Consider the following 11,950-nt stretch of genomic DNA (forward strand, 5'->3'; position numbering starts at 1 on the left):
CCCCCGCCCCGACCGCAATGATGATCAGGGACATGACCGACACCTTCCGCAAACTCGACGCCCGCTACGGCAGCGGCGAGATCCGCGGACAGGTAGTCGCCTTCCTACACGACCGGGCCAGGACCGCGCTGGAGGCCCGGCACACCCCCGACCTCTTCGGCGCGCTGGCCGAGCTGACCCAGTTCAGCGGCTGGCTCGCCCAGGACTGCGACCGTCAGTCACTGGCACAACGCTACTATATACAGGCGCTCGGCCTCGCCGAACACGCCGGGGACGCCATGCTGGCCAGCCGGATCCTCTCCGTCATGAGCGACCAGGCCGGGTGCCTCGGGCAGCTCCGCCAGAGCCTCGCCCTGGCCAGGGCCGCCCTCGACCGCTCCCGCACCGTCGCGTCCGGCTCGGTACAGGTGATGCTGCACGACAGGCACGCCTGGGCCCTGGCCCGCAACGGCGACGAGGCCGGCTGCGGCAAGGCGCTGTCCGCCATGGACGCCGCGCTCGACCGGGCCGACGGCGGCGACGGCCCGGCGTGGTCCGCGCACTACAACGAAGCGGACATCGCCGAGTGCAAGGGCCACTGCTTCATGCTGCTCGGGCGGGCCCGGCGGGCCGAGCCCCTGCTGCTGGAGTCCCGCGCCCGGCAGCTCCCGTCCCGCACCCGCACCCGCAGCTACGCCGAGGCGGATCTCGCCCTGTCCTACCTGCGCCGGTCCGGCCCGGACGTCGAGGCCGCCCTGGACGCCGGACGCCGCGCGGTCGACCTGGCAAGCACCCTCGACTCCGTCCGGATCACCGAGAAACTGCGCGAACTCGACCGCGAACTGAGCCGACACGGCGGCATCGTCGCCGTCCGCGAGTGGCGCCAACACGCCGCCCCCCTGGTGGCCCGTCCCGACCGCCCCACCAAGGTGGCGGCGACAGCCGTCTCCGTCTGACCCGCCTCCCCCGCGCGGTCACCACCGGCCGTACGGCCAGCGCCCACCGCTTGACCGGCGCCGGCCGTACGGCCGGGCATCGCAGACGACCGCGTTCCGCGTGGCGACCGGGCCCGGTAGCGGGCCACGCGGGCGCGCGGCGGCATCCGGGCGCGTTACATCTCCATATTGTTCCTGCAATGCGTCATATACATCACACCTTTTGCTGTGCGTGGGGGGTCGTCGACACGTAGTGGTTACCAGTGCGTAAGGTCGGGTTTCATGGTCAGGCATGAGCCGGCGACGACGCCCCGCCACACCGCTGAGCCCCAGCGCACCGCTGAACCCCGCCGCGACGTCGAGGCTCGCCACGACGACGGGCCCCACCAGGGCGTCGAGGCCGACCCCACGTCCGACGATCAGAACACGCTGCTTGCCTGGGCGGTCTTCGGGGAGCGGACCGTGCCGGGGGTGTGGTTCGAGCGGTACTGGTTCAAACGGCATGAGGCGGCCTACGCCGCGTTCGCGCCCTTCACCACCGGGGCCGTGGTCGTCGAGGCGGGCTGCGGTGAGGGGTACGGCGCGGCGATGCTGGCGAGGTCGGCCTCCCGGGTCGTCGCGGTCGACGCCGACGCCGACGTCGTCGAGCACGTCCGGCGCGCCTATCCCGCCACCATCCCCGTCCGTGCCGATCTCCAGCGGCTGCCGTTCGCCGACGCCACCGCCGAGGTCATCGCGAACCTGCAGGTCATCGAGCATCTCCACGATCAGGAGGCGTTCCTGGCCGAGTGCGCCCGGGTGCTGCGCCCGGCTGGGACGCTGGTGCTGACGACCCCGAACCGGCTGACCTTCTCCCCGGGGCTCGACACCCCCGCGAATCCGTACCACACCCGGGAGCTGGCCCCGGACGAGCTCACGGCCCTCCTCGAGGAGCATTTCGTGGTCACCCGCCGGTGGGGCGTGTGGCACGCGCCACGGCTGCGGGCGTGGGAGCGCCGCAACGGCGCGATCGTGGACGCCCAGCTCGCCCGCCCCTACCCGCAGTGGTCCGCCGCGCTGGCCGAGCGGGTCCGCCGTACCGGCATCGACGACTTCGCCCTGCACCCGGACACCGCCGACACCCCGATCACCGCCAGCCTCGACCTGGCCGTGGTCGCCTACCGCCGGCCATGAGCCAGCCTGCCCGGACGCCGGCCGCGCCGGTCGGGACGTTCTGTCTGGTGCTGCACAGCCATCTGCCGTGGGTCGCGCACGCCGGCGCGTGGCCGGTCGGCGAGGAATGGCTGTACCAGGCGTGGACCGGCGCCTACCTGCCCCTGGTCGACCTGCTCGAACGCCTCGCCGACGCCGGCCACCACGACGTGCTCACCCTCGGTGTCACACCCGTGCTGGCCGCCATGCTGGACGACCCGTACTGCCTGTCCGAACTGGCCAGATGGACGGCGGACTGGCAGCTTCGGGCACAGGGCGCGCTGGTGGACGGCGTGCCCGGCGCGGGCTACGAGGGCGCGCTGGCCACCGCCGCCCGGCACGCCGTCGAGGGCCGCTGGCGGCACGGGGCGTCACCGCTGCTGCGCCGCCTGGCCGACGCCGGGGTCGTCGAACTGCTCGGCGGGCCGGCGTCCCATCCGGTGCTGCCGCTGCTGGACGAGCGGATCGTCCTGGCCCAGCTCGGCGCCGGCCTCGACGACGCGGCCCTGCGTCTCGGCACCCGGCCCGGCGGGATCTGGGCCCCGGAGTGCGCCTACCGGCCGGGGCTGGAACGCCACTACGCCGCCGCGGGCGTGACCCACTTCGTGGTGGACGGCCCGACCGTCGGCGGTGAGACCGCCGGCGCCTACGACGTCGCCGGCAGCGGGGTGCTGGCCTTCCCCCGCGACCTCGGCGTCTCCTATGAGGTGTGGTCGCCCACCGCCGGCTATCCCGGGGGCGGGTGGTACCGCGACTTCCACACCTTCGACCACGGCAGCGGCCTGCGGGTGGCCCGGGTGACCTCGGTGGACACGCCCCCCGGGCGCAAGGCGCCCTACGAGCCCGCCGCCGCCCGCCGGGCCGCCGCCGACGACGCCGCGCGCTTCGTCGGTGTGCTGCGGCGGCGGCTGACCGAGCTGGCCGAGGCCAGGGGCGGCCGCCGCGCGCTGGTCGTGTGCGCCTTCGACACCGAACTGTTCGGCCACCACTGGCACGAGGGGCCGGCGTTCCTGGAGGCGCTGCTCACGCTGCTGCCCGACGCCGGCATCCAGGTGACGACGCTGTCGCGGGCGGCCGCGGCCGGGCACGTCGAGGGCGCCCGCGACCTGCCGGCGGGCTCCTGGGGGCTCGGCAAGGACTTCCACGTCTGGGCGGACGTGACCGACCTGACCAAGCTCGCCGCCGAGGTGAACGGCCGGCTGGTCGAGGTCGTGACCGCCGCCGCCCACCCGGCCCGGCGTGACGACGTCCTCGACCAGCTGGCCCGGGAGGCGTTCCTCACCGGCGCCAGCGACTGGGCGTTCTGCGTCACCCACGACAGCGCCGCGGACTACGCCAGATCCCGGGCCTACACGCACGCGGGACGTTTCGACGCGCTGGCCGACGCCGTCCAGGCCGGCGACCGCCTCGCCGCCACCAGGCTCGCCCGCCACTACCACACCCTGGACCACCCCTTCCCAGCCCTGGACGCCCGCCAGCTCACCAGAGCCTGACCGGGCTGTGGAGCTGTAGAACGCGATGCGGACAGAAGCCCCCGCCCCTGATGATCAACCCAGCTCGACAACCATGGGCCTGAGCCGGTTACATGCCACCGCGGATCCACCGCGAGGGCTACTTGGACGAACCAGATCAACAGCCCTGGGGACGTAGAATCGGCGCATGAGCATCACGCTCGACCTGCCCGACGAGCTCGTCCGCCGCCTCACCGCCGAGGCCGAACGGCGTGGCACCCATGTCGTCGACGTCATCGCCGACCTCGCCGCCCAGCTCCCTCCGGCTGAGACCTCGGCCCGCCGCAGGCTCGCCTTCGTCGGCGTAGGCGCATCCCACTCGGGCATCACCCCTCGCATCGACGAGCTTCTGGCCGACGGCTTCGGGCGGGACTGACACCAGGGGTGCTGCTCGTCGACACCGGAGTCATCGTCGCGGCCGCGGACCGCAACGACCCCCACCACACCGCCTGCGCGCAGCTCCTCGAGCGAACAGACAGCCCGCTCGTCACCTCGCCCCTCGTGATCGCCGAAGCGGCCTATCTGATCAATCGCGAACTCGGCCCTACGGCGGAGCTTGCCCTCTACACCGCCATCATCGACGATGCCCTCACCGTCGAGACCCTCACCCATACCGACTGGACCCGCATCCGGGAACTCGCCGGTCGATACCGCGGCCTCCCACTCGGCGGCACCGATGCCAGCGTCATCGCTCTCAGCGAACGACTCGGAACAGACCAGGTAGCCACTCTCGACCACCGTCACTTCCGCGTCGTGCGCCCCGCCCACACCTCGGCTCTCACACTCCTGCCATGGAGATGCCTGCCGCTGTCACGCCGGCGGCGGGAAGTGCGCGGAAGCCGGCCGTACTGGCACCATGCGGTCGGCCGCGGTGCTGGGGTGTGGTTGGGCCCACTGTCGGATCCGCGTCCGACCCTGGTGGCCGCGGCGGCTGTCCCTACCGGCAACCTGTTGTCATGACCTCCCCGCATCCGGAGAGCGGTTCCGACCTGCCCGTGTTCCCTGGCGAACCGGAGCGGCCGGGGGCGAAGGGCCGCGCCACCGCCGTGATACCGCCACGCACCCTGACGATCTTTCTTTCCTGGGTGGTCGCCGGGACGCTCGTGATCATCACCGCGGGCCGGCTGCTCCATCTGGACGACGCGCTGAGCTGGCCGTACTCGGGGATCAACGCGTTCGCCCCGGTCGAGTACCTGCCCGCCTACATGGCGCTGGCGGCCGCCTTCGCGCTGCGGCGCAACCGGCTGCTGATCGTCTCACTGCTGGCCGTCATCGCCCATCTGGCCTTCACCGTGCCCGAGCTGTGGCCGGGGAAGCCCGAGGCCGTCCCCGCCGACGCGGCGAAGGTGCGGATCATGACGTCCAACCTGCTGTACACCAACGGCGACGCCGGGCGGCTCGGTGCCCAGATCACCCGCCTCCGGCCCGACATCGTCGTGCTGGAGGAGGTCACCCCGCTCACCCTGGACGCGGTGACGAAGTCCGGCGCGCTGGCCGGCTACGCCTACCGGGAGGCGCATCCCCGGCCGGATCCGTTCGGGGTGGCGGTGTTCTCCCGGTTCCCGCTCGTCCAGGCGGAGCTGCCGCTGGTCGGTGACCTGCCGTCGCTGCGCATGACGGTCCGGGTGGACGCCACCCGGCAGTTCCGGCTCTTCGCCGTCCACACGGTGTCACCGACGAGCCGCGAGTACGCCACCCGGTGGCGGCAGCAGCTCGACACCCTGCGGGCGGAGGCCGCCCTGGCCCGCGTCCCGGTGGTGCTCGCCGGTGACTTCAACGCCACCCGCGACCACCGGCCGTTCGCGCGCCTGCTCGACGAGCGGCTGCGGGACGCCCACGACGTGGCCCACGCCGGCTGGGCCCCGACCTGGAACGCCAACCATCTGGTGCTGCCACCGCTGCTGCGGATCGACCACGTGCTGGCGTCGCCGCGGTTCGCCGTCACCGGCTACCAGGTGGGCGACGAGATCGGCAGCGACCACCGGCCGCTCGTGGTCGACCTCGCCCTGCGCTGAGCCCCCGGCGTGCGCCAGCCCCCCGGCGTGCGGTGAAGCGTCCGGCCGGGCCGGGTCAGCCGGCGGCCGTCCAGACGGCGAGACCGGTGCCGCAGGACGCGCAGAAGTTCTCGGTCGGACGCGGCGGTGTCGCGCAGGTCAGGCAGTGCCGGCTGCCGGCCCGCACGGCGTAGATGCCCTCCAGGATCTTCCGGGGCTCGTCCTCGTGCAGCCACTCGTCGAAGTAGCGGGCACGCTCGACCGCGAGCGGGTGGGTTCCGGTGGCGCGGATCCGCAGCCGGTGCAACCAGGCGAGGGGGCTCTGCTCGACCATGTCGTCGAGCATCCGGGCCTGCTCGAGGAAGGCGTCGGGGTTCATCTGGTCCAGCCAGCGGGCCGCGCCGCCGGCGAGCTTCATCATCATCCGGACACACGGGCCGGGATCCTGGACGGCGAGCATGGCCGCCCGGTCGGCGGTCAGCTCCGCCTTGCGGGCCCAGGCCGCCAGGCCCGCGCCCAGCCCGAAGGATGCGGCGTTGCCGATGACGGCGCCCGCCCCGCGGGCCACCCCCGCGCCCATGGCGCCGCCGACGATGCGGGCCATCGTCCCGTAGAGGATGTGGCCGCACTTGACGTGGCCGAGCTCGTGCGCGATCACGGCCAGCAGCTCGTCGGTGTCCATGATGTCGAGCAGGTCGGTGAACAGCACCACGTAGGGGCGGGTGTGCCCGGCGGTGTAGGCGTCGACCGGGCCGCGCCGGACGTAGAGCTCGGGCTCCGGGACGTCCAGGATCGCGCACGCCTCGCGCAGGATCGCGTAGATCTCCGGGAGCTGGTTCGGCCCCACTTTCACGCTGGACGCCGTGTGCTCCACGTAGTGGCCGCGCTCCACGCCCCATTCGATGTATTTCGCCACCGCCCGGTCGAACCCGGGAATCCGCTGCAGCGTACGGGTGGCCCGCCGGTCGAGAGGATGCCGAAAGGCGTCGGGGTCGAGCCCCGGCAACCGGACACGCCCGCTTTTTTCTGGCCGGTCGGCAACCTGTCGGATCGTTTTGGTGAAATCCACCGGCAGCTTCCGGATGTTTACGATGTCGTCGGCTTCGGCCATCCTCAACCTCTCGGGACACCCGCTCGGGCTGCTGTTGTCGGCCACTTTGTCGACCGCCATGTCGACCGCCATGCCGGCTGATCGTCATATTGTCGATCGAAGCGGGACGTCAGACGACATAATAGAGCCCGCCGGAAGGCCGCGAAAGCCCCGCCCCCGGTGGTGACGAAGTCGACTTCCCGACATGATGTCGGCCGTCCTGTCGATCATTATGCCGATCGCCGGATCCGCCACCGGGCCGGCCGCCGGTCCGACGGTCACCAGGGCGGGTCACCCCTGACGGGGACGACCGGCCTCGGCGCGGGCCGCGACGACCTCGGCGGCGGCCGCGGCCGTCTTGCGGGCGATGTCGGCCAGGGCCGCCCGCTTCGCCTCGGCCGCCTGATAGTCCGCCATCCGGTTACGCACGACGCGGACGGGGACACCCACCGCGACCGACATCGGCGCGATGTCGGCGTTCACCACGGCGCCCGCGGCGACCACCGACCCCGAACCGACACGGCTCCCGCGCAGCACGGTGACCTTGGTGCCGATCCACACGTCCGCGCCGATCCGCACCGGGGACTTCACGATGCCCTGGTCCTTGATGGGCACGTGAATGTCGTCGAACACGTGGTCGAAATCTATGATGTACACATCGTCCGCGATCATTGATTTTGCGCCGATTTCGACGTCGAGATAACAGTTGATGGTGCCGTTCCGGCCGAGGACGCATTTGTCGCCGATACGCAGGTTCCCCTCGTGGCAACGGATCCGGCTGTTGTCGCCGAGGTGCACCCAGCGGCCCAGCACGATCCGCCCGTAACCGGGGCGCCCCTCGACGGCCACGTTCTTCCCGAGAAAAACGAAACCCTCCGTCACCACCTGCGGATATCGCAGCCGAAACAGCGCGAACCGCCAGTACCGGCGCAGGTAGAAAGGCGTCCAGGCCCGGTGGCGGGCGATCCAGCGCACCGTGGAGAACGTCAGGAAACGCCCCTGCCGGGGATCCCCGTACCGGCGGCGGCCGAGTATTCTCACAGACGCCCGTCCGGTGCCCGGACACCGGTGACGAGAGCATTGTAGAAAAGGCCCGCGGGCACCACCCGGGAAGCGTACCGGGCGTCGAAGGCGGCAAGGCGCTGCCAGGTCCGGTAGACGCGCATCCGGTAGCCGAAGCCGAGCTTCGGCTCGGCGACGGCGCACTCGAAGGTGCGCACCGGCCAGCCGAACCAGGCCGCGGTGAGCTCCTCCGTGCGCACCTTCACCTCGGCCGCGCCGGCCCGGCGCGCCATCGCGGCCAGCTCCGCCGGGACGAAGGTGTGCAGGTCCACCACGGACTCCAGGGCGTGCGCGGCGGAGCTGGCCGCGAGCTCCCCGGCCGGCCGGGCCCAGCCGCGCAGCATCGGCAGCCTGGTCGCCCGGGTGGTCGCCCACCAGGTCGCCCGCGACAGCCGGCGGGCCACCACGTCGCCGTAGCGGGTCGGCTCCCCCGCGAACACGAACCGCCCACCCGGCCGCAGCACCCGCAGCACCTCCCGCAGCGCCCGCTCGACGTCCGGGATGTGGTGCAGGACGGCGTGCCCCACCACCAGGTCGAAACTCGCGTCCGGGTACGGGACGGACTCGGCGTCGGCGACCCGGCCCGCCACCGTCAGGCCCAGGCTCGCGGCGTTGCGGGTGGCGGTGGCGACCATCCCGGGGCTGATGTCGCTGACGTGCGCCCCGTCGCGGGCGACCACCCCGGCCTGCACCAGGTTGAGCAGGAAGAACCCGGTGCCCGCGCCGATCTCCAGGGCGTTCGGGTAGGGCCAGCCGGCCCTACCCGCGATGGTGACGAACCTGTCCCGGGCGTAGTCGATACAGCGGTCGTCGAACGAGATCGACCACTTGGCGTCGTAGGAGCCGGCCTCGGCGTCGTGGTAGATGATGTTCGCCTGTTTGGGGTCGCTCCACGCCGCCTGGATCTCGGACGCCGACGGCCCGGCCGCCCGGCCCGCCCCAGCCGCCCCAGGCGCCTGGTCCGTCCCACCCGCCTGGTCCGCCCGGGCCACGTCCTTGGCGTCGTCCTTGGCGTCGTCCATGGTGTTCAGCGGCCGACGAAGTCAGCCTTGCCGGGACCGCGCTCGACGAAGGCGTCCATGCCGATGCGCCTGTCCTGCGTGCCGAACAGGCCGGCGAACAGCGCCGTCTCCAGCCGCAGCCCCTCGGACAGCCCGCCGTCCAGGCCGTCGTCGATCGCCCGCTTGGCCGCCCGCAGCGCGACCGCCGGCCCGTCGACGAACCGGGCGACGAGGGAGCGCGCCTCGGTGTAGACGTCGTCGGGGGCGACCACCCGGTCGGCGAGGCCGATCTCCTTGGCCTCGGTGGCCCGGACCTGCCGGCCGGTGAAGATCAGATCCTTGGCCTTCGCCACCCCGACCAGGCGCGGCAGCCGCTGCGTCCCGCCCGCGCCCGGGATGATGCCGAGCAGGATCTCGGGCTGCCCCGCCTTGACGTTGTCCCCGAAGACCCGGAAGTCGGCGGTCAGGGCGAGCTCCAGGCCGCCGCCGAGGGCGTAGCCGGTCACCGCGGCCACCACCGGCTTCGGGATCCGGGCCACCGCCTCAAACGTGGTGGTCAGGTCAGTCACCCACGTCAGGATCTCCGCGGGGTCCAGCGGAGCCATCTCCTTGACGTCGGCCCCGGCCGCGAACACCTTCGGGCCGCCGTAGATGATGACCGCCCGCACGTCCGCCCGTCTGGTCGCCTCGTCGGCCGCCGCGCGCAGCCCGGCGGTGACCTCGCTGTTGATGACGTTCATCGGGGGCCGATCCAGCCTGATCGTGCCAATACCGCCGTCGACGTCGAACCCCACGACCGCCACCGACCGACCTCCTCGATCATTCCCGGCTCCCGGCGGCGTACGGCACGTCCGTCGCCCCGCCGTTGGCCGACCGTCATCCGCTGATACCCGTGCCGGGCCCGTGACGTCCCGACGGCGCCCCTGATTCAGGCAGCCTAAGCCCTGGCGACTCGATCTTCACGGATACGCGGCGATTACGTTCCCGACACCTTTTGGCGGCGGCGGCGCGTCCGGTGGCCATGACGGCCCGGCCCCCGTCATCGGATGATGATCCGATCCTGCCGGACCGGGCGGTGTCGCTCCTGCTCCGGATGATCCAGCCATGCCGCCCCAGCCTCGCTGGCCCGGCGCCCGCGGCCGGCGGCCCGGCCCCGGCGTCCGCGGTGCCGTTCACTCACAGTCGCCGCCCGTCGGCGGGAGTAACCGGACGGCAGTCACCGGAATCGGGCGCCGGTAACATGCCACGGCTACCGTCACGGAGGTGACGCCACGGTTCCACGTTCGTGACAACATCGACCAGTCCGGCGCCGATCAGCCCGGCGCCGACCGGCCCCGCCCTTCCCGGCCCGGCGTGCCCCGGCCCGGCACAGCCCGGCCCGGGCCCGTGCTGCCCGGGTCCCCCGAGCCGCTGGGGGTCCACTGGGACGGCCGGGGCGTCAACGTCGCGGTGGCGGCCCCGAGCGCGGACGCGGTCGAGATCTGCCTGTTCGACGCCCGGGGCCGGGAGAGCCGCCACCGGCTGCCCGAACGGAACGGCGGGATCTGGTACGGCTACCTGCCCGGAGCCGGACCGGGCCAGCGTTACGGGCTGCGGGCGCACGGGCCCTACGCCCCCGAACGCGGCCTGCGCCACAATCCGGCCAAACTGCTCGTCGACCCCTATGCGCGGATGCTGACCGGTTCCCTCGTCCCGAACCCCGCGATCCACGGTTTCGAGGAGGCCGACCCGTACGCGGCAGGCCCCGACGGGAACGACTCCGCACCCTTCGTCCCGATGTGCGTGGTGGTCGACGGCCGCCGCCGCCCGACCGGGAAGCGCCCGGCCATCCCCTGGCCCGAGACGGTCATCTACGAACTGCACGTGAAGGGGTTCACCCGGACGCATCCGGACGTCCCGCCGGCGCGGCGCGGCACCTACGCGGGCCTGGCCCACCCGGCGGTCATCGACCATCTGCGCGCGCTCGGCGTCACCGCGGTGGAGCTGCTCCCCGTCCACGCGCACGTCCCGGAGCCGGCGCTGTCCCAGCGCGGCCTGACCAACTACTGGGGCTACAACACCGTGGGCTTCTTCGCCCCGCACCCGGGCTACGCGGCCACGGACAACCCGGTGGCCGAGTTCCAGGAGATGGCGGGCGCGTTACACGCGGCCGGGATAGAGGTCATCCTCGACGTGGTGTTCAACCACACCGCCGAAGGCGACGAGCACGGCCCCACCCTGTCGCTGCGCGGCCTGGACAACGCGACCTACTACCGGGTGGACCCGGGCGACCCGCGCCGCTACCGGGACGTCACCGGCTGCGGCAACACGGTGAACACCGCATCCCCGCACGTGGTGAAGATGATCACGGACTCGCTGCGCTACTGGGTCACCGAGATGGGCGTGGACGGGTTCCGCTTCGACCTGGCGACGGCGCTCGCGCGCAGCCCCGACGGCTTCGACCCGGCGGCGCCGCTGCTGACCGCCATCCACGCCGACCCGCTGCTGTCCACCGTCAAGCTCATCGCCGAGCCCTGGGACGTCGGCTGGGGCGGCTACCAGGTGGGCGCGTTCCCGGCGCCATGGGCGGAGTGGAACGGCCGCTACCGGGACACCGTGCGCGCGGCATGGACCCGCGGCGCCTCCACCGTCGCCGACCTGGGCTACCGGATCACCGGCTCCAGCGATCTTTACTACCATTCGGGACGCCGGCCGTGGGCGTCGGTGAACTTCGTCACCGCGCACGACGGCTTCACCCTCGCCGACCTCGTCTCCTACGACCACAAGCACAACGAGGCCAACGGCGAGGACAACCGCGACGGCGACGACCACGGCAACTCGGCGAACTTCGGGGCGGAGGGCCCCAGCGACGACCCGGCCGTGCTGGCCTGCCGGCGGCTGGTCCGCCGCTCGCTGCTGGCGACCCTGCTGCTGTCGGCGGGGGTACCGATGCTGCTCGCCGGGGACGAGTCCGGCCGTTCCCAGGGCGGCAACAACAACGCCTACTGCCAGGACAACGCCATCTCGTGGCTGCGCTGGCCCACCCGCACCGCCCCCGCGCCGGACGGCCCCCTCCCCGACCGCCACTCCCCCGGCCGCGCCCGGCCCGCCGACACCCCCAGCGCGGACAGCCCGGCACCCGCCGACGGCCCGGCACCCGCGGACAGCCCGGCACCCGCCGACGGCCCAGCCGCACCCGACCCGGCCG

10 protein-coding genes and 1 pseudogene are annotated in these 11,950 nt (G+C 72.7%); 7 read left to right on the forward strand and 4 right to left on the reverse strand.

The features are described from left to right. The 6 genes and pseudogenes from NBX02_RS19005 to NBX02_RS19030 form a co-directional block, all read left to right on the forward strand. Positions 1–935: pseudogene (locus NBX02_RS19005) on the forward strand (transcriptional regulator); the annotation flags it as partial. A 261-nt stretch (positions 936–1,196) separates the two neighbouring features. Then, positions 1,197–2,087, forward strand: coding sequence for a class I SAM-dependent methyltransferase (locus NBX02_RS19010; RefSeq protein WP_250281111.1), 891 nt, complete (start codon positions 1,197–1,199; stop codon positions 2,085–2,087). Beyond that, the gene (locus NBX02_RS19015; RefSeq protein ID WP_250292452.1) at positions 2,084–3,598 is read left to right on the forward strand and encodes a 1,4-alpha-glucan branching protein domain-containing protein; all 1,515 of its coding nucleotides are present in this window, start codon (positions 2,084–2,086) and stop codon (positions 3,596–3,598) included. Before NBX02_RS19010 ends, NBX02_RS19015 begins: the two co-directional genes overlap by 4 nt. A gap of 166 nt (positions 3,599–3,764) precedes the next feature. After that, positions 3,765–3,992: a hypothetical protein gene (locus NBX02_RS19020; RefSeq protein WP_250281114.1), complete on the forward strand. Its 228-nt coding sequence runs from the start codon at positions 3,765–3,767 to the stop codon at positions 3,990–3,992. Between the two features lie 8 nt (positions 3,993–4,000). Continuing rightward, entirely contained in the window at positions 4,001–4,576 is a 576-nt protein-coding gene (locus NBX02_RS19025) for a PIN domain-containing protein (protein WP_250292454.1), read from the forward strand. Continuing rightward, positions 4,573–5,631: an endonuclease/exonuclease/phosphatase family protein gene (locus tag NBX02_RS19030; protein WP_250281119.1), complete on the forward strand. Its 1,059-nt coding sequence runs from the start codon at positions 4,573–4,575 to the stop codon at positions 5,629–5,631. The genes NBX02_RS19025 and NBX02_RS19030 overlap by 4 nt, the downstream gene beginning before the upstream one ends. Before the next feature lie 55 nt (positions 5,632–5,686). Here the strand turns inward: NBX02_RS19030 and NBX02_RS19035 are convergent, their stop codons facing one another. The 4 genes from NBX02_RS19035 to NBX02_RS19050 all read right to left on the reverse strand — a co-directional run bounded on the left by NBX02_RS19035 (position 5,687) and on the right by NBX02_RS19050 (position 9,566). Beyond that, a complete protein-coding gene (locus NBX02_RS19035) occupies positions 5,687–6,721 on the reverse strand; it encodes a M48 family metalloprotease (protein ID WP_250292455.1) in 1,035 nt (344 codons plus the stop codon). A gap of 270 nt (positions 6,722–6,991) precedes the next feature. Further along, on the reverse strand, positions 6,992–7,741 hold the full coding sequence (locus NBX02_RS19040) for an acyltransferase (RefSeq protein ID WP_250292457.1): 750 nt from the start codon (positions 7,739–7,741) through the stop codon (positions 6,992–6,994). Further along, complete coding sequence (locus NBX02_RS19045) at positions 7,738–8,784, reverse strand: class I SAM-dependent methyltransferase (protein ID WP_250292459.1); 1,047 nt, start codon at positions 8,782–8,784, stop codon at positions 7,738–7,740. The genes NBX02_RS19040 and NBX02_RS19045 overlap by 4 nt, the downstream gene beginning before the upstream one ends. Before the next feature lie 5 nt (positions 8,785–8,789). Continuing rightward, positions 8,790–9,566: an enoyl-CoA hydratase-related protein gene (locus NBX02_RS19050; RefSeq protein WP_250281126.1), complete on the reverse strand. Its 777-nt coding sequence runs from the start codon at positions 9,564–9,566 to the stop codon at positions 8,790–8,792. 460 nt (positions 9,567–10,026) lie between these two features. Here NBX02_RS19050 and glgX point away from each other — a divergent pair. Continuing rightward, on the forward strand, positions 10,027–11,950 hold a 1,924-nt coding region (gene glgX, locus NBX02_RS19055; protein WP_445548526.1), incomplete at its 3' end, for a glycogen debranching protein GlgX.

The sequence above is a fragment of the Protofrankia sp. CiP1_Cm_nod1 genome, assembly GCF_920888515.1.
Lineage (GTDB): Bacteria > Actinomycetota > Actinomycetes > Frankiales > Frankiaceae > Protofrankia.

Bases quoted from the DNA above. Each gene is read 5' to 3' on its own strand.
- NBX02_RS19010 (WP_250281111.1), top strand. From the start codon at position 1,197: ATGGTCAGGCATGAGCCGGCGACGACGCCCCGCCACACCGCTGAGCCC.
- NBX02_RS19015 (WP_250292452.1), top strand. From the start codon at position 2,084: ATGAGCCAGCCTGCCCGGACGCCGGCCGCGCCGGTCGGGACGTTCTGT.
- NBX02_RS19020 (WP_250281114.1), top strand. From the start codon at position 3,765: ATGAGCATCACGCTCGACCTGCCCGACGAGCTCGTCCGCCGCCTCACC.
- NBX02_RS19030 (WP_250281119.1), top strand. From the start codon at position 4,573: ATGACCTCCCCGCATCCGGAGAGCGGTTCCGACCTGCCCGTGTTCCCT.
- NBX02_RS19035 (WP_250292455.1), bottom strand. From the start codon at position 6,721: ATGGCCGAAGCCGACGACATCGTAAACATCCGGAAGCTGCCGGTGGAT.
- NBX02_RS19045 (WP_250292459.1), bottom strand. From the start codon at position 8,784: ATGGACGACGCCAAGGACGACGCCAAGGACGTGGCCCGGGCGGACCAG.